A 20888-nucleotide genomic window follows, 5' to 3' on the forward strand; every position below is an offset into this window, starting at 1 on the left:
CCTTTCCCGCGTTCACGCGCGTTCCGGCGCGCCCTCAGGCGCGATATACCGTCCTGCCGTTGAGGACGGTCTCCAGCACCTTCACCTGGGGGAAGGTGTCCGGGTCGATGGCGAACAGGTCCTGGTCCAGCACCACCAGGTCGGCCTGCTTGCCGGTCTCCAGGGTGCCCCGGACGGCCTCATCCCGGCTGGGCCAAGCTGCATCGGAGGTGAAGAGTCGGACGGCCTGTTCCACGGTGAGAGCCTGCTCCGGCAGATAGGTCTTGGTGCCTGTCCGGTTCTGCCGGGTAATGGCGGAGCGCATATTGTCCAGCACGTTGAAGGGCTCCACCGGGCAGTCGGAGCCGCCGCTGACATGCAGGCCCAGGTCCAGCATGGCCTTCCAGTTGTAGCAGTCCTTGGCGTGCTCCTCGCCCACTCGCTCGGCAATGATGTTCATGTCGGCGTCGATGAAGATGGGCTGGATATAGGCCTGGAGGCCCAGCGCCTTCATCCGCTCCAGCAGCGCGGGGGTGGTGGTCTGGGCGTGAACGATGCCGTGGCGGTGGTCCGCCCAGGGGTTGGCCCCCTCCGCCTGCTCCATGGCGTCGCACACCTTTTTCAGCGCCAGATCGCCGATAGCATGGACCGCCACGTCCATATGGATGACGTGGGCTGCCTGGATGCGGCGGCACAGCTCTTCCTCTGTATAAATAGGAATGCCGTGGTTGTCCCGCTCGTCCACATAGCCGTCGATCATCTCGGCAGACTTGGCACCCAGGGAGCCATCCTGGAGCAGCTTGCGGGGGCCGGTGCGGAACAGGCTGGTGCGGTCGGCCGGGTCGCTGCGCACATCTTTCAACCTCTCAAAGTCCTCCGGCTCCACCAGGCACTGCTCGTAAACCCGCACGGTCAGCTCTCCGTCGGCCTCCATCTCCCGGTAAATGCCGATAAGCCGGATGGGGTCCATGCCGGCAATGGCCATCAGATCGTCGGAGTGGACGCAGGTAATGCCGGCGGCATTCAGTTCCTTCTGGCCCTCCCGGATCAGCTGCTTTACATAGGCGTCGTCTGCCTGGGGCAGCACATCCATATAGAGCCGGGCAGCGTTTTCGCGGAGGATACCATTCTCGAAGTCCACCAGAGCCATGACCTCCGGCTCCACGTTCTTCAGGGCACGGATTTTCTCCAGCATCACCGTGTTGCAGGCGGCGATGTGGATGCAGGTACGCAGCATGCACACCGGGATCTCAGTGGAGATCCGGTCCATATCCTCTTTTGTCAGCAGCCGTCCCTCCTCCATGGTCTCCTGGTTCCAGCCCATGCCAATAAGGTAGTCGGGGTGCTCCGCGTCCATGCGGGCCTTGCAGCGCTCCACCACCTCGTCGATGGTCTTTACCCCGAACAGAGGCACATTCCGCCGGAACATGGCGTAGTGGAGCAGGTGCATGTGGGTATCGTTGAAGCCGGGCAGCACCGCGGCCCCCTTCAGGTCCACTTTTTCGTCCCACTGCTGGTTCAGGGCCTCCTGGTTCGTTCCCAGAAACACGATCTTGCCGTCCTGGGTGCCGATGGCCTCGTAGCGGTTCATGGATCCATCCATAGATGTAACTGCGCCGTTGTAGCGAAGTTTTCTCATATCCATCTTCCTTTCTTGCCGTTGCTTTGTTTTGCCCACTTAACATGCAAGCCCAATACCAACTTGATCAGAGGGCATAAAAAAAGCCGTTCTGTCCGTCTTTTGTGCCGGAATCAGGGGGTTTTTTCCCTCTTCCCAAGACGAACAGAACGGTTTTCTATGAACTGTTTCAGCCTTATCACTGCGCAAGATTTTTTGCGGCGCAAAATTTTTTACAGGTCAAATTTTTGCAGTCTATATTTCAGATTCTGCCGGGACACCCCCAGCAGGCGGGCGGCCTGGGAGATGGAGGTGGACTGGGCCATGGCCTTGCGCACCAGCTCCCGCTCATACTGCTCCAGAGCCTGGGGCAGAGAAAAGCCCTCCCCGATGGCATCACCGTCAGCAGGCCCCTCTTCCAGGTCCATCAGCCCCTGGTCCAGAGTGTCCGCCATGTGGTCCACCATCAGCATCTCAGACCGGGCAGAGACATAGGCCCCCTCCACCACGTTCTGCAGCTCCCGCACATTGCCCGGCCAGCTGTACTGCTCCAGGCGGCGCAGGGCCTGTTCGCTGATGCCCCGGATATCCCGCTTCATCTTCTGATTGTAGCGCTCAATGAAATGGCGGGTCAGCAGGGCAATGTCTCCCTTCCGCTTGCGCAGGGGCGGCAGGGTGATGCGCACCACCCCCAGCCGGTAGTAGAGGTCCTCCCGCAGGCGGTGCTCCTTGATGAGCTGGGCGGGCTCCTCGTTGACCGCCGCCACAATGCGCACGTCGAAGGGAATGTCCCGGCTGCCGCCCAGGCGACGCACCTTCTTCTCCTCCAATACCTTTAATAATTTAGCCTGGAGACTGATCTCCATGGAGTTGATCTCGTCCAGAAAGAGGGTGCCGCCGTCGGCCTCCTCCAGCAGGCCCTTCCGGGTAAGTGCCCCGGTGTAGCTGCCCTTTTCCGTGCCGAAAAAGATGCTCTCCAGCAGATTGGAGGGGATGGCGGCGCAGTTTTGGGAGACAAAGGGTTTGCCCGAGCGGCGTCCCTCACTGTGGAGGGACTCGGCAACCAGCTCCTTGCCGGTGCCCGTCTCGCCGTAGATGAGCACCGAGGAGTCCAGGGGCGCCACGTCCCGGACCCGCTCCTTCAGAGCCAGCATGGCCGGGTCCTGGGTGATGATCCGGTCCAGGGTGGAGATGCCCCCCTTTCCCCGGATGATCCGCTGGTCGATGGAGTGGAACTTGGAGGAGTCCACCACACAGGCCACCCGGCCGTCCACCACAATAGGGATGGTGGTGGACTCCAGCAGCACCCGCTCGCCCCGCCGGTTGTTGATGTCCTGGAGGACATTATAGGTGGCCTTCCCCGTCCTCAGGGCCTGGACAATGGTGCTGCTCTCCTCGTCCAGCTCGGGGTACAGCTCAAAAATGTGCAGCCCCACCGTCTCCCCCGATTTCCACAGGTTGTCCACAAAAACCCGCTGGAATTCCACAATGCCGTCCTGGTTGGCGATAAGCAGCCCGTCGGTATCCTCACACAGGCGGATCACCTCGGCAATCTGTTCTGTAATCGGTTTCTCGTCCATCCCATGCCCCCCTGTTCCCGGCCCCATTCCTTGCTTAGATATGAAAAAAATCTGGATTTCTCCAGATTCTTATCAGACAACCGTTGACTTTTCCAGTGATTCCATGGTATACTAAAACGCTCTTAACTTCCTGACTGCGTTTACCCATTCCACCCCACTGTGTGGTCAGTTTAACACAGCAGGGCGGAAAGCGCAAGAGGAAATCATCGTGTTTTTATCCACGCACCCGGGTGTTCACTCCCGGTGCTCCACCGCCCTTTTTGTATGGTTTGACGGAAAGCAGCAGCATGAGCCGGGGCCGCTCCCCCTGGGCGGCGGCTCCAGACAATGAAATCGAGGTGTTTTTTCTACGATGGTCAAGGACGTCTACTTCGGCAAGACCCTCCGCAAAAGCTTTGCCCGCCATGAAGAGATCCTCCAGATGCCCAACCTGCTGGAGGTGCAGAAGAACTCCTACAAGTGGTTCCTGGAGACAGGCCTGCGGGAGGTCTTCAAGGATGTGGCCTCCATTACCGACTATGCCGGCAATCTGGAGCTCTCCTTCATCGACTACTCCATGGATGAGCCTCCCAAGTACAACGTGGAGGAATGCAAGGCCCGGGACGCCACGTATGCCGCCCCCATCAAGGTGTGGGTGCGCCTGCGCAACAAAGAGACCGGCGAGATGAAGGAGCAGGAGATCTTCATGGGAGATTTCCCCCTGATGACCAAGGCCGGTACCTTCGTCATCAACGGCGCCGAGCGCGTCATCGTCTCCCAGATCGTCCGTTCCCCCGGCATCTACTACTCCCGTACCGAGGACAAGGCGGGCAACGTGGTGTACGCCACCACCGTGATCCCCTACCGCGGCGCCTGGCTGGAGTATGAGACCGATCTCAGCGACATCTTCTATGTCCGCATCGACAAGAACCGCAAGCTCCCCATCACCTGCCTGATCCGGGCCGTGGGTCCCAAGACCGACCAGGAGATCCTGGATCTCTTCGGCGACGATCCCCGCATCGTGGCCACGCTGGAGAAGGACGCCTGCAAGACCTATGAGGAGGCCCTGCTGGAGATCTACCGCAAGCTCCGTCCCGGCGAGCCCCCCACGGTGGACTCCGCCGAGAGCCTGCTCAACGCCCTCTTCTTCGACCCCCGCCGGTACGACCTGTCCGCCGTGGGCCGCTATAAGTTCAATAAGAAGCTGTCCATCTGGACCCGTCTGTCCGGCCAGAAGCTGGCCATGCCGGTGGTGGACCCCATGACCGGCGAGATCCTGGCCGAGCCCGGCGAAGTGCTCACCCGTGAGCGGGCCCGTGAGCTGGAGGCCAAGGGCGTCAACGAGGCCATCCTTGACCTGGACGGCGGCGTGCAGCTGAAGGTGTTCTCCAACAACATGGTGGACATGGCCGGCTTTGTGGACTTCGATCCCGCCGAGTGCGGCGTCACCGAGAAGGTGCGCTTCACCGTTCTGCAGGAGCTGCTGCAGAACTACTCCGGCGAGGAGCTGAAGGACGCCATCAAGGACCGCATGGACGACCTGATCCCCAAGCACATCATTGTGGACGACATCATGGCGTCCATCAATTACCTCAACTGCCTGGCCCACGGCGTGGGCAATGCCGACGACATTGACCACCTGGGCAACCGTCGTCTGCGCTGCGTGGGCGAGCTGCTGCAGAACCAGTTCCGCATCGGCTTCTCCCGCATGGAGCGTGTCATCCGTGAGCGCATGACCATTCAGGATCTGGACATCGTCACCCCCCAGTCCCTGATCAACATCCGCCCTGTCACCGCCGCCATCAAGGAGTTCTTCGGCTCCTCCCCCCTGAGCCAGTTCATGGACCAGACCAACCCCCTGGCCGAGCTGACCCACAAGCGCCGTATGTCCGCTCTGGGCCCCGGCGGTCTGTCCCGTGACCGTGCCTCCTTCGACGTGCGAGACGTTCACTACTCTCACTATGGCCGTCTGTGCCCCATTGAGACCCCCGAAGGTCCCAACATCGGCCTGATCTCCTACCTGGCCTCCTACGCCCGCATCAACCGGTACGGCTTCATCGAGGCCCCCTACCGCAAGGTTGATAAGGCCACCGGCAAGGTCACCGATCAGGTGGAGTATATGACCGCCGATATGGAGGACGAATTCACCATCGCCCAGGCTACCGAGCCTCTGGACGAGAACGGCTGCCTGAAGAACGCCCGTATCACCTGCCGTCACCGCAACGAGATCATCGACGTGGATCGCGAGCAGGTGGACTACGTGGACGTGTCCCCCAAGATGATGTTCTCCATCGCTACCGCCATGATCCCCTTCCTGGAGAACGACGACGCCAACCGTGCTCTGATGGGCGCCAACATGCAGCGTCAGGCCGTGCCCCTGCTGACCACCGAGGCCCCCATCGTGGCCACCGGCCAGGAGCACAAGAACTGTGTGGACTCCGAGGTCGCCATCCTGGCAGAGGAGGACGGCGTGGTCACCAAGGTGTCCGCTCAGTACGTCACCGTCCGCTACGACAGCGGCCGGGTGGAGGAGTACAAGCTGACCAAGTACCTGCGCTCCAACCATGGCACCTGCATCAACCAGCGGCCCATCGTGTCCGCCGGCCAGCGGGTGGAGAAGGGCGAGGTCATCGTGGACGGTCCCTCCACCTCCAACGGCGAGATCGCCCTGGGCAAGAACATCCTCATGGGCTTCATGACCTGGGAAGGCTACAACTACGAGGACGCCATCCTGCTCAACGAGCGCATGGTCAAGGAGGACGTGTTCACCTCCATCCACATCGAGGAGTATGAGACCGAGTCCCGGGATACCAAGCTGGGTCCCGAGGAGATCACCCGCGACATCCCCAACGTGGGCGACGACGCCCTGAAGGATCTGGACGAGCGGGGCATCATCCGCGTGGGCGCCGAGGTCCGTGCCGGCGATATCCTGGTGGGCAAGGTCACCCCCAAGGGCGAGACCGACCTCACCGCTGAGGAGCGTCTGCTCCGCGCCATCTTTGGTGAGAAGGCCCGCGAGGTCCGCGACACCTCCCTGAAGGTGCCTCACGGCGAGAGCGGCATCATCGTGGACGTGAAGGTCTTCACCCGCGAGGCCGGCGACGAGCTGTCCCCCGGCGTCAACATGGTGGTCCGTGTCTATATTGCCCAGAAGCGTAAGATCAGCGTGGGCGACAAGATGGCCGGCCGTCACGGTAACAAGGGTGTTGTGTCCCGCATTCTGCCCCAGGAGGATATGCCCTTCCTGCCCGACGGCACCCCCCTGGACATCGTGCTGAACCCCCTGGGCGTGCCTTCCCGTATGAACATCGGTCAGGTGCTGGAGGTCCATCTGGGCTACGCCGCCAAGACCCTGGGCTGGAAGGTTGCCACCCCCGTCTTCAACGGCGCCGACGAGAAGGACATCGCCGAGACCCTGAAGATGGCCGGCCTGCGCCCCGACGGCAAGAGCTGGCTGTACGACGGCCGTACCGGCGAGCGGTTCGACAACCCCGTCACCGTGGGCTACGTCTACTTCCTCAAGCTGCACCACCTGGTTGACGATAAGATCCACGCCCGTTCCACCGGCCCCTACTCCCTGGTCACCCAGCAGCCTCTGGGCGGCAAGGCCCAGTTCGGCGGCCAGCGCTTCGGCGAGATGGAGGTGTGGGCCCTGGAGGCTTACGGCGCAGCCTACACCCTGCAGGAGATCCTCACCGTCAAGTCCGACGACGTCACCGGCCGTGTGCGCACCTACGAGTCCATCGTCAAGGGCCACAACGTGCCCAAGCCCGGCGTGCCTGAGTCCTTCAAGGTTCTGGTCAAGGAACTGCAGTCCCTGTGCCTGGATATGAAGGTGCTGGACGACCAGGGCAACGAGATCGAGCTGAAGGACGACGAAGAGGATACCTATCAGCCCGGCAGGTTCCGCGACGATGACGACGACTTCTACGGCTACAACGCCGGCGGGGAGTCCGACTTTGCCGCCGCGGGCTACACCCTCAAGGAGGGCAGCGACGATGACGACCTGGCTGTGGAGATCGAGGACGACAGCGACGATTACGACGAGTCGGACGACTACTCCGACGGCGACGATATGGAATAACTGAGGGAGGTCGAGCAGAAATATGAGTTACGCTGAGTTTGACGCCATTAAAATCGGCATCGCCTCCCCGGAGCAGATCCGCGAGTGGTCTTACGGCGAGGTCAAAAAGCCTGAGACCATCAACTACCGCACCCTGAAGCCTGAGCGGGACGGCCTGTTCTGCGAGCGCATCTTCGGGCCCACCAAGGACTGGGAGTGCCACTGCGGCAAGTACAAGAAGATCCGCTACAAGGGCAAGGTCTGTGACCGCTGCGGCGTTGAGGTCACCCGGGCCAAGGTGCGCCGTGAGCGCATGGGCCACATCGAGCTGGCCGCCCCCGTGTCCCACATCTGGTACTTCAAGGGTATCCCCTCCCGGATGGGCCTGCTGCTGGACATCAGCCCCCGTATCCTGGAGAAGGTGCTCTACTTCGCCAGCTATATCGTGACCGATCCCGGCTTCTCCCCCCTGGCCAAGAACCAGATCCTCTCCGAGAAGGAGTACCGCGACATGCGGGAGAAGTACGAGGACGACTTTGAGGCCGGCATGGGCGCCGAGGCCGTGAAGAAGCTGCTCCAGGACATCAATCTGGAGGAACTCTCCGTCCAGCTCCGCGCCGAACTGAAGGACGCCTCCGGCCAGAAGAAGGCCCGCATCGTCAAGCGTCTGGAAGTGGTGGATGCCTTCCGTATCTCCGGCAACAAGCCCGAGTGGATGATCATCGACGTGCTGCCCGTCATTCCCCCCGAGCTGCGCCCCATGGTGCAGCTGGACGGCGGCCGCTTCGCCACCTCCGACCTGAATGACCTGTATCGCCGGGTCATCAACCGCAACAACCGTCTGAAGCGCCTGATCCAGCTCAACGCCCCCGACATCATCGTGCGCAACGAGAAGCGCATGCTGCAGGAGGCTGTGGACGCCCTGATCGACAACGGCCGCCGCGGCCGCGCCGTCACCGGCGCCAACAACCGCGCCCTGAAGTCTCTATCCGACATGCTGAAGGGCAAGCAGGGCCGTTTCCGTCAGAACCTGCTGGGCAAGCGTGTTGACTACTCCGGCCGTTCCGTTATCGTGGTCGGCCCTGAGCTGAAGATCTATCAGTGCGGCCTGCCCAAGGAGATGGCCATCGAGCTGTTCCGTCCCTTCGTCATGAAGAAGCTGGTGGAGGACGGTCTGGCCAACAACATCAAGTCCGCCAAGAAGATGGTGGACAAGGGCAAGGCCGAGGTGTGGGACGCCCTGGAGTTTGTCATCAAGGACCACCCCGTCATGCTCAACCGCGCCCCCACCCTGCACCGCCTGGGCATCCAGGCCTTCGAGCCCGTGCTGGTGGAGGGCCGCGCCATCAAGCTGCACCCCCTGGTGTGTACCGCCTTCAACGCCGACTTCGACGGCGACCAGATGGCCGTCCACGTGCCTCTGTCCGCCGAGGCTCAGACCGAGGCCCGGGTGCTGATGCTCTCCGCCAACAACCTGCTGCGTCCTCAGGACGGCGGCCCCGTCACTGTGCCTACTCAGGACATGGTGCTGGGCTCCTACTACCTGACCTATGAGAAGTACGCCGAGCATACCGCCGAGGAGACCTATGACGACGTCGCCGCCGTCAAGGCCGCCCTGGACGCCGGCACCCTGACGCCCGGCGATCTGGTTTGGGTGAAGAACCCCGGTGCTCTGGACGACATCCCCACCTACGCCGGTATCTGCGCCGAGACCGAGGACGGCCAGCTGCCCCGTGAGGTGCTCCACGTCTTCGGCAGCGATACCGAGGCCCGTCTGGCCTACGACGAGGGTGAGCTGGAGCTCCATGTGCCCATCCTGGTCCGCCGCTCCGCCGAGGTGGACGGCGAGACCCGCTACAAGCTGGTGCGCACCACTGTGGGCCGCCTGATCTTCAACGAGGGTATTCCCCAGGATCTGGGCTTCGTGGACCGCAATGATCCCGAGCAGATGTTTGAGCCCGAGATCAACTTCGTTACCGGCAAAAAGCAGCTGGGCAAGATCATCGACAAGTGTATCGTCAAGCACGGTTTCACCGTTTCCGCCGGCGTGCTGGACACCATCAAGGCCAAGGGCTACAAGTTCTCCACCCGCGGCTCTCTGACCGTCTCCATCTACGACATGACCATCCCCGAGAAGAAGTACGGCCTCATCGAGGCTACTGAGAAGGAGATCGTCAAGATCGAGCGCCAGTACAAGCGCGGCTTCCTGACCAACGACGAGCGCTATCGTCTGGTAGTTGAGGCCTGGGAGAAGACCACCAAGGACGTAACCGACGCCCTGATGGCCGGCCTGGACCGCTACAACCCCATCTGGATGATGGCCGACTCCGGCGCCCGTGGTAGCTCCGCTCAGATCCGTCAGCTGGCCGGCATGCGCGGCCTGATGGCCGACACCTCCGGCCGCACCATCGAGATCCCCATCAAGTCCAACTTCCGTGAGGGTCTGTCCGTGCTGGAGTACTTCATCTCCTCCCGAGGCGCCCGAAAGGGTATGGCTGATACCGCTCTGCGTACCGCCGACTCCGGTTACCTGACCCGCCGTCTGGTGGACGTGTCCCAGGAGGTCATCATCCGTGAGGACGACTGCGGCACCGACGACGGCATCATGGTCAGCGAGATCGTGGAGAACGGCCAGGTCATCGAAACCTTCGGCGAGCGCCTGAAGGGCCGCTATCCGGTGGAGGACATCTGCGATCCTCAGACCGGCGAGGTCCTCTTCGATCACCACACCATGCTGAAGGCGGAGGACGCCGCTGTGCTGGAGGCCCATGGCATCCACCAGGTGAAGATCCGCTCCGTGCTGACCTGCCGTGCCCGCAGCGGGGTATGTTCCAAGTGCTACGGCATCAACCTGGCCATCGGCGAGCCCGTGGGCGCCGGCGAGGCCGTTGGTATCATCGCCGCCCAGTCCATCGGTGAGCCCGGTACTCAGCTGACCATGCGTACCTTCCACACCGGCGGCGTGGCCGGCGGCGACATCACCCAGGGTCTTCCCCGTGTTGAGGAGCTGTTCGAGTCCCGTAAGCCCAAGAAGATGGCTCAGCTGGCCGAGGTTGGCGGCAAGGTCACCCTGGAGGAGGCCAAGCGCAACTCCATGTGCAACCTGACCATCACCGCCGACGACGGCGAGACCGTCACCTATATGCTGCCCTATGCCGGCCTGCGGGTGAAGAACGGCGACGTGGTGGAGAAGGGCTTCGCCCTCACCGAAGGCGCCCTCTATCCCCAGGACGTGCTCCGTGTCCGCGGCATCCACGCCGTGTACGACTACCTGATCCAGGAAGTGCAGAAGCCCTACCGTCAGCAGGGCGTTGATATCAACGACAAGCACATCGAGGTCATCTGCCGCCAGATGATGCGCAAGGTCCGGGTGGAGGACGCCGGCGACTCCGATCTGCTCTCCGGCTCCACCATCGAGCTCATTGAGTTCGAGGACGCCAAGGCGGCCGTCCAGGCCCGCATTGACGCCGGCGAGACCAACGACGGCATCGAGCTGCGCCTGCCCACCTGCACCCGCCTGCTGATGGGTATCACCAAGGCCTCTCTGGCCACCGACTCCTTCCTGTCCGCCGCCTCCTTCCAGGAGACCACCAAGGTCCTCACCGAGGCCGCCATCAAGGGCAAGGTGGACCACCTGCTGGGCCTGAAGGAGAACGTCATCATCGGTAAGCTGATCCCCGCCGGCTCCGGTCTGTCCATGTACCGCAAGTACGACCAGATGGACGACGAGGGCACCGCCCAGAGCGGTGAGACCGCAGAGGAGAGCGCCGAGGTGACCGACGTTGCTCCTGAGGTGGAGGAGACCATTCTGACCGACAGCGCGGATTTCTGATCCCAAGGCTTTTTGGGGGGCGTTGCACCATGCAGCGCCCCCCTTTTTCTATGGTCATCCCCCTTCCATCCATCGACCCCTGAGTGAGGTGACTTCATGCGATCTGCTTCCCCCCTGTCTCTGGCCGCCGGTGCCGGCGGCGCTGCCCTGCTGATAGGTTCCTTCTTTCCCATTGCCGCCCTGCCCCAGGGCGGCACCGGCGCCAAGGCGGCGGTCTTTCTCCTGCTGGTGGCCGTCGCCCTGCTGGCACTTTGGCTGGTCCACCGGGCAGGCTACGCCTCCAGCCCCTTCTGGACCGCGCTGCTCCCCGTAGGCCTGTCCTTTTTCCTGCGGTCTGTCCTGCTGTACTATGTAGCGGACGACTACACCATCTTCCTGTCCCAGTGGGTGGCCACCTTCCGGGACAACGGCGGCTTTGGGGCCATCAAGCTGTCCATCGGCAACTACAATGTGCCCTACCTCTATTTTCTGGCCGCCATCTCCTATCTGCCTGTCCCCGACCTGTATCTCATCAAGCTGTTCTCCATCCTCTTTGATGTGATTCTGGCCTGGGGCGGCCTGCGGCTGGTGCGGCATTTCACTGGCCCCCGCAGCACCCGCCCCCTGATCTGCTTCTGTGCTCTGCTGCTCCTCCCCACCGTGGTGCTCAACGGCTCCCTCTGGGGACAGTGCGACGCCCTGTATGGCGCGCTCACCCTCCATGCCCTGGCCTCCGCCCTGGAGAGCCGACCCAAGACTTCCGCCGCTCTGCTGGGCGTGGCCTTCTCCTTTAAACTCCAGACGGTATTCATCCTCCCCCTGTGGGCAGTACTGTGGATCGCCCGGCGCACCCGGTTCCGGGATCTGCTCCTCTTCCCCGCCGCCTACGCCCTCACCTGCGTTCCCGCCCTGCTGCTGGGCAAGCCTCTGGGCGACATTTTGGGTGTCTACGTGGGTCAGACCCAGGAGGGTGCGGGGGCGCTGAACTACAACTGTGCCTCCATCTTTTCCATGGTCCCCTACGGCACCCAGCTGGACGAGGCCCTGAGCGCCCGGCTGGGCATTCTGGCCGCCTTTGCCCTGGTACTCCTGCTGCTGGTGCTGGCCGCCCTCTTCCGGGACCGGCTGAACGACAGGGCCCTGCTGCTGTGCGGCGTGGTCCTCACGGTGGGTGTTCCCTTCCTGCTGCCCTATATGCACGATCGCTACTACTTCCTGGCCGACGTGCTGACGGCGGCCTGCGCCTGCATTCTGCCCCGCAGCCTTCCGGCGGCGGTACTGGTCCAGCTGTCCTCTTTCAGCGCCTACCTGACCTACCTGCGGATGAAATATACCCTGGTGATCTCCCTGGGGGGACATCTGTTTACCATGCTGCTGGAGAGTCTGATGATCCTTGGGGTGCTGGCTGCCGCTATCTTCCTTTTTACCCGTCAGTTAACCGTAATGCCCCGCTCTTCCGGCGAAAAAAACAAGAAATCCCGGAAAAGCGGTTGACGACTTGGAAACAATGTGTTACAATTTGGTTACAGTTTTTAAAAAGCAGTAACAAATCTATGAAGGAGGCCAAAATGGCTACGCAAACCATCCCTCTGACCTACAAGGGCCATCCGCTTCGCCGTAAGGACAGTCTGATCTACTACGGCAGCATGGCCGAGAAATATATCATCATGCTTCAGATCCTGGACCAGAAGAAGGATCAGGATCTGGATATGGCCACCCGGGTTTCCGTTCAGCTCCAGCTTACCGATCCCGACCTGAAGAGCCGCGACCGCGTGGTGAAAAAGACCGAAAAGGACAGCCTGTACGCCGCCATGGACGTGGCGTCCGTCTGGCTGGACCGGGCTCTGTCCGGCAAGTAAGTACCGATCCACCCAACGAACAGAACGGAGGAATTCTACCAATGATAAAGCCTGCCAAGCTGCTGCGCACCGCACTTCTGACCGTCGCCGTCTCCGCCGCCTGCATGATCGGCGCTTCCGCCGCCAGCGGCGTGGGCACCGTCAACACCGACGCTCTGCGTCTCCGTGACGAGGCCAACACCACTTCCACCATCCTGGCCACCGCTTCCAAGGGCGACACCGTCGTCATCCTGGAGGACGCCGGCAACGGCTGGTACAAGGTGGACTACAACACCGTGGAGGGCTACATGTCCGGCGAGTACCTGACGGTCTCCGCCAAGTCCGACGTGACCATCGGCTACGGCCTGGTCCAGGCCGGCGGTTCCACCCTGAATGTGCGCAGCGGGCCTGGCACCAGCTACAGCAAGGTGACCTCTCTCAGCGACAACACCGTGGTCACCATCGTGGGCATTGACAACGGCTGGTACAAGATCAAGACCGCCGGCGGCACCGTGGGCTACGTCAGCAGCGAGTACATGGTGACCTGCAAGGACTCCGCCGGTTCCCGGGGCGACGGCACCACCGCTGTGGCGGTCAGCTCCAACAGCAGCATGGGCAGCCAGATCGTGGCCTATGCCAAGCAGTTCCTGGGCGTGCCTTACGTCTACGGCGGCAATGGCCCCAGCTGCTTTGACTGCTCCGGCTTCACCAGCTACATGTACCGTCACTTCGGCTACACCCTGAACCGCACCGCCTCCACTCAGCTCTCCAACGGCGTGGCCGTTTCCAAGAGCGAGCTGCAGCCCGGCGATCTGGTGTTCTTCCGTTACAACACTTCTTATCCCGCCTCTCACGTGGGTATCTACATCGGCAACGGTCAGTTCATCCACGCCTCCACCAACAAGTACATGGTGCAGATCGATCAGCTGACCACCGGCCACTACGCCAACGTGTACATCGCCGCCCGCCGCATCCTCTGATTTTTGCTTGGCAGGTAAAAATCATACGACATAATGACAGCCCCGCTTGCAAATGCAAGCGGGGCTGTTTTTTTGCAAAGCATCGCCGCATCGCGGCAGCGTCCTTTTGTCAGTCACTCACCATATTAAGCACAATCCGCTCCACCCGGTCTTCCCGGAAAAAGAACAGGATTGCGGCTCCCCATCCGTCATCCTTATTGTACCAGAGATAATCACCCTCTTCTTCACCCCAGTAGTAGGTATCGTGAAGATGGTCAGGGTAGGCCTCCTCTACCTCCATCCGGGTGGAACCCACCCGAATTCCCCGTGCGGTAAAAAGATCGGTGCGAGTGGTCTCCAGACGATTGACGGCATATCCGCCGCCGGCATTGCAGTAGCACCGGACGGAAAGTCCCTCCCACTCCATCTGCTGCCACCAGTCTCCCTGTTGATAGATGGGTTCGGCCCCCTCCAAAATGGTGACCACAGGCTCCTCCCGGAAAAAGCCCACCTCGCTCCCCGGTCCCGCCGGGTTGGGGTACCCGTCCCGCCACAGGGCCACCTCTGCATCTGCCAGGTGATATCCCTGCTCCAGCGCCGCCTGCTCCACAGTTTCCCTGGGCATGCTCTCACCCAGGACATTGGTGATGTCTCCCCCCTGGCCCAACCGGAACACCAACCACGTGGGAGAAGCGTAGGGATACCAGCTCCCATCTTCGTAGCCGCTGCACACCAGTTGGTAGACTACGCCGTAGGTCTCGTTCAGCCGGGCCAGTCCCAGGTAGTCCGCTTGGTCGATGCGCATGCTGTTCTCAGCCGGCTGCACAGGTGCTTGATCGGCAAAGAAGACAGATACATCTGCGGGTCTGTTGCTGTAAAAATAGGCTGCTGCGGCACTCCGGGCTGCCAGCGGCATCGGTGCATCTCTCAGCATGGCATCCGCTTCCGGGAACGCGGCAAGGATGCCCTGCTCCAGCATCCAATACATGATCCGGTAATTATAGGTACCTACGGCGGCCAGCCGGGTAGGCTCCACCTGTTCAGAAAAATACTCTCCCAATGATCCGATGAAAATACGCTGCTCGCCCTTACGGAAAAAGAGGAGATCTTCACCCATAATGGTACCATTGGCGCCATAGTCAATTCCATAGCACTCCAGAGCTTCCGCACCCCGCCATTCTTCCGCCAGGTCCAGCCGGCTCAAATCATCAAAGCTGGTACGAAGGATCAGCTCCATAGGCGGTTCAGAATAGCCCACATGTTCTGCCATATACTGCAGGACTTGCTCCTCCACCTGGGGAGGAATCTGCTCCATTGCAAAGCCCCCTTCCGGCTCCCCGCCGGACGGTCCCCACTGATACCACAGGGGCTGTCCAAAGGATGCCAGCTCTTCCGCCGGGATGAGCAGCTCCTCCTCCAAAAGGAGGGACGCCTTACAGTGATAGTGACGGTAGCTGCCATCGGCATACACCAGCAGATGCTGCCATCCATCCACAGCATCTGTGGCCGGATCGGCATCGTCTGCCATACAGGTGAAATAGAACTCCACCTCGCCATCGGCACGGATACGAAATCCGGTCACCGCTGCCTCCCGGGCGGTCAGGGCAACCTCCGTGCCTGTCAGTTCCTCGTCCAGGTACCGCTCTGCCCCCCGACAGAGCTCATCTTCCGTGACCCTCGCCAATTCCAACGCCTCCGCCAGAGGGACCACCCGATCCTCCTGCCGGTCATAAACAAGCGTATAAATCTCTCCGTCATTTCCGGAACTGGTAGAATCCAGATAAAAGACCAGATTGTCATATCGACCAGTGATGGCCGGATAGAAGATGCACCGTTTGTCTCCCACCTTATTCATAGGGGCTGCCATGGTGCTCTGATATCGGCTTCGGAGGACCGACAGGGCCTGATTGACCTCCCGGGCGCCCTCACCCACTGCCTCCTGCTTGGGAATCTCAATATAGTTACCCATAACATCATAGTACTGGGCCTCCATGGTCAGCCCACCACGCCCTGCCGCGCTTCGGCAGGCCACCAGACCGCCGCACAGGCAAATACACAGTGTCACCGCCGCCGCCAGGACCAGAGCGGGCCGCTTATGCCTGACAAAAAGGTTGCGCAGCCGCCGCTCCGTCTCTTTGGCCGATCCGCTCATATGGGTGGACAGCCGGGTATGGGGCATGTTCATACAGCTCCTCCTTTTCCATTACCAGCTCAGCTGCCTGTAGCTGATTTGCTCCAGCTTCCCGTCGGCAGTCCAGACATATACCGCTTCTTCCCTACGGCCCACGTCCCCCCGGATGTGCTCTACCACCTGTTGGTTCGCCTCATTCAACGTGGGATCGGAAAACAGGCAGGTAGAGAAGACAAATCTGCTCTCGGCTTCATTCCACAAAAACCATGCGTAAGGCAGGTTGTAGGGAAAGGGATAAACCGCCAGTATCCCCAGGTCGGACGACCCGTCAAAATTCAGGTCCCGTACGTCCAGGCCACCCACAGACCCATTCCGAATCATAAACATCCCTTCGTTCAGATAGAAGCTCTCAATACTCCACACTGCCTTTGGTTCGAAGGTCTGGAGCAGGGTTCCGTTTTCATAGACCCGGATCTGTTCTACGGCCAGATAATTGGGTTCCTGGTACAGAGGCTCCATCTCCAGCTCCACCGACAGCTTTCGTCCAGAGGCAGTAGTCAGGGAAAGGGTCTCCGTCTGCCGGTTTTCCTCTGCCAGAAAATCTTCCACCTCTTCCCGGCTTCCTGTGGCGATCCGGAGCATGCAGGGCACATTGTACGTCCCATCATCATCGCTAACGATATCCAGCAGCACCTCCATCCCCAGCCAGTCAGCCTCATTCCAGACAGAGGTGGCCAGCAGGGTGTACCGCCGGCCGCACAGGGTGTCCTCTCCCGGCGTCACCTGGGCGATCTGCCACTGGGCGGAGGTATTGTTCGCCCGCCATGGGTTGTTCTGATCTCTGGTCGCATCCTCCAGAATATTCCGGAGCCTATCCATAATCTCATCCGGTACGGCCGGCTCCTCTTGGGTAAAGCGGATACGCTGGGAAAAATACCACTGCTTGTCGCCCGGAGACATGGGTACAAAGTGCTCCGACTGCTGGAAGAGCTCCACACCGCCGGGACACAGCAGGGCCAGCTTGTCCTCCCAATAGGCCTGATAGTCAGCCCAGGCCTGGGAGTCCTGCTGCCGCAGGTCCCCCTCCACCGGCCAGACCCAGGTAAAATCGGCTCCGTCAAAGGCAATCAGCCCCGCCTCACCGTAGGTACTGCCCTGGTGGCCCCCGTTGACTGTGTAGAGGAGATAATCCACACCATCCTTTTGAAATGTGGAAATATGCGGCATCCCGCCGGAGGAGCCAGTGGAATACACCGGCCCCAGCAGCTGCGCATTCTCACCCTCTACACCGATGACCAGGGTATAGCGGGGGTAATCGTCGTAATAGTGTCCGGCAACCAGAGTGCCGTTCTCGCCATCGATACAGGTCAGCAGCTCCTGCTGGACATCCTCCCCCAAAGAGGTGCCGGTGGGGTCGTACAGCTCCTCCAACCGGATCTCATCATTCACCGGAAGCATCTTACAGGCCACCAGGCCGCCGCACAGGCAAATACACAACGTCACCGCCGCCGCCAGGACCAGAGCGGGCCGCTTATGCCTGACAAAAAGGTTGCGCAGCCGCCGCTCCGTCTCTTTGGACGATCCACTCATATGGGTGGACAGACGGGTCTCGGGAAAGCTCATGACTTCTCCTTTCTCACCGCCACCACAGCCTGCAAAATGGCTCTGCCGTAGGCGGCGTGTTCCTCCGGGGGCAGGCGCTTCAAGGCGCCCTCGTCACAGGCCAGCTCGGTATCCCGCTCCACCGCCCGCACCATCAGCCACACCAGGGGGTTGAACCAGTGGACGGCATTGACCCACAGCACCAGGGTTTTGAGCCAGATATCCCGGCGACGGTAGTGGATCAGCTCATGGAGCAGGGCGTAGCCCAAGCCGTCGCTCCCGGCGGCATCCTCCGGCAGCAGCAGCACCGGCCGGAACAGTCCCGCCAGCATGGGCACCGCCAGACCGGGGCACACCCGCAGCCTGGGACGGCAGTGGAGAGACAGACTGTCGCACAGCCCGTTGAACAGACGTATGGTGTCCCCCTCCTCCACCGGGCGGCACCACCGGGCCAGATAGCGCCGGAACCGCAGGTGGGCGACCAGGTTATACCCCAGCACCACCGCGCCGCCCAACAGCCACAGGGCCATCAGCAGGTTCCCCGCCGTAATGGTGGGACCGGTCTGCTGAATATAAGCCGGTGTCTGCTCTTCCGGAGCATCGGTGCTTTGGGAGGCTGCCGGGGAGGTCGCCGCCGTCTGCACCGGCTGCGAGGGGGCAGGCCCAGAGGGCCGCGGGGCGGCAGTAGCGTGATAGAGCACCCTGTCCGGGGGCACCTGGATCTGAATGGGGGCGGAGGCATTTCCCTCCGGCAGCAGAGGCAGCGGGACAGCCAGCCGCAGGGCCAGCAGCAGCCAGGCCCAGCACCGCCAGCGGGCTCCGTACCGCCCCCGGGTTACCCGGCCCAGCACCAGCAGCAGGACCACCACCGCCCCGCCGCCCAGGCTCACCCCCGCCATGCGGGTCAGAACATCCGTCATACCTTCTTCTCCCCGCTCAGCTGATCCAGCAGGTCCCGCAGGTCGTCCAGTTCCCGCTCCTCCAGCCCGTTCTTGGCCAGGGCCGCCAGAAAATTGCGGGGGGAACTGCCGTACAGCTTGGAGAGCACTGTCCGGCTGTCAAAGGCCAGGTAGTCTTCCCGGCTCACCAGGGGAGTGTAGAGATTATTCTTTCCCTCCCGGCGGACGGCCACAAAGCCCTTTTCCGCCAGGCGGGTCAGATAGGTATTTACCGTATTGGAGGCCCAGTGGAAGGACTCCAGGGATTGCTCCAGGGCAGCCCGGGGGGTATCCGGCCCGGTAGCCCACAGGGCCTTCATCACTTCCAGCTCGGTATCAGGCAGTCGTTTCATTGCTATCACCAACTTCATTTGTAGTGGATAATATTATACTACATTTGAAGTGGATCTTTGTCCAGTTACAAATCGTTACAGGGCATAAAAAAGCGCCCCGCCGTTCGGCGGGGCGCCTCTGTGATTATTCCTCAGTGTGGTCGATGTGCTCGGCCTGGCTGGTGGCCTGGAACACATCCTCATCGGTGAGCACGCCGTCCTGCTTGAGCTGGGCGATGCGGGCCTTGTTCTCCTCAATGTTGATCTTGGCGGTGGTGATCCGCTGGCAGAGGGCGGCATAGGCGGGGTCGGGGGCGCTGCCCTGCTCGGCGTAGTAGAGTTTGCCGATCTCCATATAGGCCTTGCGGATGGCGTCCTCCTCACCGGAGTTGTTCAGGGACAGCTTGGTGATCTCCATCATCTGCTTGGACTTGGCCATACCTACCCGGCCCAGGTCCGCAGCCTTGTCTCTCAAATCGTCAAAAAAAGCCATGGTTTCTGCCTCCTTGCGGTGTGTTGTCTGAAATACTGGCCTTATTCTAATCCCTTTTCCCAGTATGTGCAAGGGGAGGCCGTCGGATTTCACACAAATTTAACCTGTGGGCTTGTCCTATCTTTTTTGGAAGGCAAAGAAGCGCTGGCCGAAATAGTTGAGGATGGTATACAGGGCCATGCCCCCCAGCTTGGTAAGCCGCTCCTGCCACACCGGGTCCATGCCGGTGTTCCCCAGCACCCAGCCAGCAATGGGCTGAGCCAGGGCGTAGGCAATCACATAGCACACCGCCACATTGACGGCGAATTTCACCGCCGAGCGCAGGAAGGTCTCCTGGCTGTGGAAGGTAAAATGGCGGTTGAGGAAAAAGCTCATGACCGCGCCGGCCACATAGGCGATGGCGGTGGATGGCCAGTAGCCCAGACCCTCCAGCAGGAACATAAGCACCATGGACAGCAGGGTGTTGCCCACGCCCACCAGCAGGAACTTGGGGATGCTTTTATCGATCAGCTTTGCCATGCTCGTCCTCCAGTACCTCCCGGATCAGAAAGCGGGGCCGTTCCTTGGTCTCCAGGTAGATCTTTCCGATATACTCGCCGATGACCCCCAGGGACAGGAGGATCAGGCCGCCGATGGCCCACACGGAGCAGATCAGGCTGGCCCAACCCAGGATGGTCTCCCCCATGGCCCAGCGGACAATGGACCAGATCAGCATGAGGATGCTGATGATAAACACCAGGAAGCCCAGACCGGTGATGAAGCGGATGGGCTTCACCGACAGGGAGGTGATGCCCTCCATGGCGAAGGACAGCATCTTCTTCAGGGGGTACTTGCTCTCGCCGGCAAACCGCTCCCCCCGCTCGTACTCCACGGTGCCGGTGCGGTAGCCGATCATGGGCACGATGCCTCGGAGGAACAAATTGACTTCCCGGAACTGGGCCAAACCCTCCAGCGCCCGCTTGGACATCAGGCGGTAGTCGGCGTGGTTGAAGACGGTCTCCGCCCCCATGGCGTTCATCAGCCGGTAAAAGCCCTCGGCAGTAAATCGCTTGAAGAAAGTGTCCTTCTTCCGGGAGGAGCGCACACCGTACACAATGTCGCAGCCCGCATGATACTGCTCTACCATGGCGTCCACCGCGTCAATGTCGTCCTGCAGGTCGGCGTCCATGGAGATGGCCATGTCACACCGGTCCTTGGCAGTCATCAGCCCCGCCAGCAGGGCATTCTGGTGGCCCCGGTTACGGGTCAGATCCACGCCGGAGAAAATCGGACAGCTCTGGTGGAACTCCTCAATGATCTGCCAGGTCCTGTCTTTGGAACCGTCGTTGACGAAGAGCACCCGGCTCTCCCGGGAAATAGCACCTGCCGCCATCAGGGCCTCCAGCTTTTCTTTCAGCCGCCGGGAGGTCTCGGGGAGTACCTCTTCCTCGTTGTAGCAGGGAACCACAATATAGAGAATCTCTTCCATATTACTCCAACTTCCTTGCGCATTTGTTCTTTCTGGTCATTATACTCCCTTTGGACGAGAAAAACCACCATTAAGTTTCCTCTTATCCAAACAAAGT

At 61.2% G+C, this 20888-nt stretch carries 14 protein-coding genes; 5 read left to right on the top strand and 9 right to left on the bottom strand.

Going from position 1 to position 20888, the window contains the following annotated elements; translation table 11 throughout:
• Nucleotides 1-34: 34 nt before the first annotated feature.
• Nucleotides 35-1618, bottom strand: a complete 1584-nt coding sequence (locus B5G34_RS07725) for an amidohydrolase (protein WP_087335807.1) — start codon at nucleotides 1616-1618, stop codon at nucleotides 35-37.
• Between the two features lie 212 nt (nucleotides 1619-1830).
• Nucleotides 1831-3177 carry a sigma 54-interacting transcriptional regulator gene (locus tag B5G34_RS07730; RefSeq protein ID WP_087335810.1) on the bottom strand — a complete coding sequence of 449 codons (1347 nt, stop codon included), beginning with the start codon at nucleotides 3175-3177 and terminating at the stop codon, nucleotides 1831-1833.
• Nucleotides 3178-3529: 352 nt separating this feature from the next.
• Here B5G34_RS07730 and rpoB point away from each other — a divergent pair, with 352 nt between their 5' ends.
• From rpoB to B5G34_RS07755, 5 genes are all read left to right on the top strand, one after another.
• Nucleotides 3530-7240 (top strand): DNA-directed RNA polymerase subunit beta, encoded by a 3711-nt coding sequence (rpoB, locus tag B5G34_RS07735; protein WP_087335812.1) that lies wholly within the window; start codon nucleotides 3530-3532, stop codon nucleotides 7238-7240.
• Between the two features lie 22 nt (nucleotides 7241-7262).
• Nucleotides 7263-11051 (top strand): DNA-directed RNA polymerase subunit beta', encoded by a 3789-nt coding sequence (gene rpoC, locus B5G34_RS07740; protein WP_087335814.1) that lies wholly within the window; start codon nucleotides 7263-7265, stop codon nucleotides 11049-11051.
• Nucleotides 11052-11147: 96 nt separating this feature from the next.
• Nucleotides 11148-12524 carry a glycosyltransferase 87 family protein gene (locus tag B5G34_RS07745; RefSeq protein ID WP_140397216.1) on the top strand — a complete coding sequence of 459 codons (1377 nt, stop codon included), beginning with the start codon at nucleotides 11148-11150 and terminating at the stop codon, nucleotides 12522-12524.
• 74 nt (nucleotides 12525-12598) lie between these two features.
• Entirely contained in the window at nucleotides 12599-12889 is a 291-nt protein-coding gene (locus B5G34_RS07750) for a hypothetical protein (RefSeq protein ID WP_087335816.1), read from the top strand.
• 41 nt (nucleotides 12890-12930) lie between these two features.
• Nucleotides 12931-13848, top strand: a complete 918-nt coding sequence (locus tag B5G34_RS07755; protein ID WP_087335818.1) for an SH3 domain-containing C40 family peptidase — start codon at nucleotides 12931-12933, stop codon at nucleotides 13846-13848.
• Between the two features lie 109 nt (nucleotides 13849-13957).
• Here B5G34_RS07755 and B5G34_RS07760 read toward each other — a convergent pair whose 3' ends face one another.
• The 7 genes from B5G34_RS07760 to B5G34_RS07790 form a co-directional block, all read right to left on the bottom strand.
• The gene (locus B5G34_RS07760) at nucleotides 13958-16012 is read right to left on the bottom strand and encodes a hypothetical protein (protein WP_087335819.1); all 2055 of its coding nucleotides are present in this window, start codon (nucleotides 16010-16012) and stop codon (nucleotides 13958-13960) included.
• Nucleotides 16013-16030: 18 nt separating this feature from the next.
• Nucleotides 16031-17581: a hypothetical protein gene (locus B5G34_RS07765; RefSeq protein WP_087335821.1), complete on the bottom strand. Its 1551-nt coding sequence runs from the start codon at nucleotides 17579-17581 to the stop codon at nucleotides 16031-16033.
• Nucleotides 17578-18480, bottom strand: a complete 903-nt coding sequence (locus tag B5G34_RS07770) for a M56 family metallopeptidase (protein ID WP_087335822.1) — start codon at nucleotides 18478-18480, stop codon at nucleotides 17578-17580. Before B5G34_RS07770 ends, B5G34_RS07765 begins: the two co-directional genes overlap by 4 nt.
• On the bottom strand, nucleotides 18477-18851 hold the full coding sequence (locus tag B5G34_RS07775) for a BlaI/MecI/CopY family transcriptional regulator (protein WP_087335824.1): 375 nt from the start codon (nucleotides 18849-18851) through the stop codon (nucleotides 18477-18479). Before B5G34_RS07775 ends, B5G34_RS07770 begins: the two co-directional genes overlap by 4 nt.
• Nucleotides 18852-18975: 124 nt before the next feature.
• Nucleotides 18976-19323 carry a serine proteinase gene (locus B5G34_RS07780; protein ID WP_242956927.1) on the bottom strand — a complete coding sequence of 116 codons (348 nt, stop codon included), beginning with the start codon at nucleotides 19321-19323 and terminating at the stop codon, nucleotides 18976-18978.
• A gap of 117 nt (nucleotides 19324-19440) precedes the next feature.
• Nucleotides 19441-19842: a GtrA family protein gene (locus B5G34_RS07785; protein ID WP_087335825.1), complete on the bottom strand. Its 402-nt coding sequence runs from the start codon at nucleotides 19840-19842 to the stop codon at nucleotides 19441-19443.
• Nucleotides 19823-20791: a glycosyltransferase family 2 protein gene (locus B5G34_RS07790; protein ID WP_087335828.1), complete on the bottom strand. Its 969-nt coding sequence runs from the start codon at nucleotides 20789-20791 to the stop codon at nucleotides 19823-19825. The genes B5G34_RS07785 and B5G34_RS07790 overlap by 20 nt, the downstream gene beginning before the upstream one ends.
• Nucleotides 20792-20888: the final 97 nt, after the last annotated feature.

This window comes from Flavonifractor sp. An82 (genome assembly GCF_002159265.1).
In the GTDB taxonomy this organism is placed as follows: domain Bacteria; phylum Bacillota; class Clostridia; order Oscillospirales; family Oscillospiraceae; genus Flavonifractor.

Coding starts and splice junctions, on each gene's coding strand:
- B5G34_RS07725 (WP_087335807.1), bottom strand. CDS start 1,618: ATGAGAAAACTTCGCTACAACGGCGCAGTTACATCTATGGATGGATCC.
- B5G34_RS07775 (WP_087335824.1), bottom strand. CDS start 18,851: ATGAAACGACTGCCTGATACCGAGCTGGAAGTGATGAAGGCCCTGTGG.
- B5G34_RS07780 (WP_242956927.1), bottom strand. CDS start 19,323: ATGGCTTTTTTTGACGATTTGAGAGACAAGGCTGCGGACCTGGGCCGG.
- B5G34_RS07750 (WP_087335816.1), top strand. CDS start 12,599: ATGGCTACGCAAACCATCCCTCTGACCTACAAGGGCCATCCGCTTCGC.
- rpoB (WP_087335812.1), top strand. CDS start 3,530: ATGGTCAAGGACGTCTACTTCGGCAAGACCCTCCGCAAAAGCTTTGCC.
- B5G34_RS07755 (WP_087335818.1), top strand. CDS start 12,931: ATGATAAAGCCTGCCAAGCTGCTGCGCACCGCACTTCTGACCGTCGCC.
- B5G34_RS07765 (WP_087335821.1), bottom strand. CDS start 17,581: ATGAGCTTTCCCGAGACCCGTCTGTCCACCCATATGAGTGGATCGTCC.
- B5G34_RS07760 (WP_087335819.1), bottom strand. CDS start 16,012: ATGAACATGCCCCATACCCGGCTGTCCACCCATATGAGCGGATCGGCC.
- rpoC (WP_087335814.1), top strand. CDS start 7,263: ATGAGTTACGCTGAGTTTGACGCCATTAAAATCGGCATCGCCTCCCCG.
- B5G34_RS07785 (WP_087335825.1), bottom strand. CDS start 19,842: ATGGCAAAGCTGATCGATAAAAGCATCCCCAAGTTCCTGCTGGTGGGC.
- B5G34_RS07730 (WP_087335810.1), bottom strand. CDS start 3,177: ATGGACGAGAAACCGATTACAGAACAGATTGCCGAGGTGATCCGCCTG.
- B5G34_RS07770 (WP_087335822.1), bottom strand. CDS start 18,480: ATGACGGATGTTCTGACCCGCATGGCGGGGGTGAGCCTGGGCGGCGGG.
- B5G34_RS07790 (WP_087335828.1), bottom strand. CDS start 20,791: ATGGAAGAGATTCTCTATATTGTGGTTCCCTGCTACAACGAGGAAGAG.
- B5G34_RS07745 (WP_140397216.1), top strand. CDS start 11,148: ATGCGATCTGCTTCCCCCCTGTCTCTGGCCGCCGGTGCCGGCGGCGCT.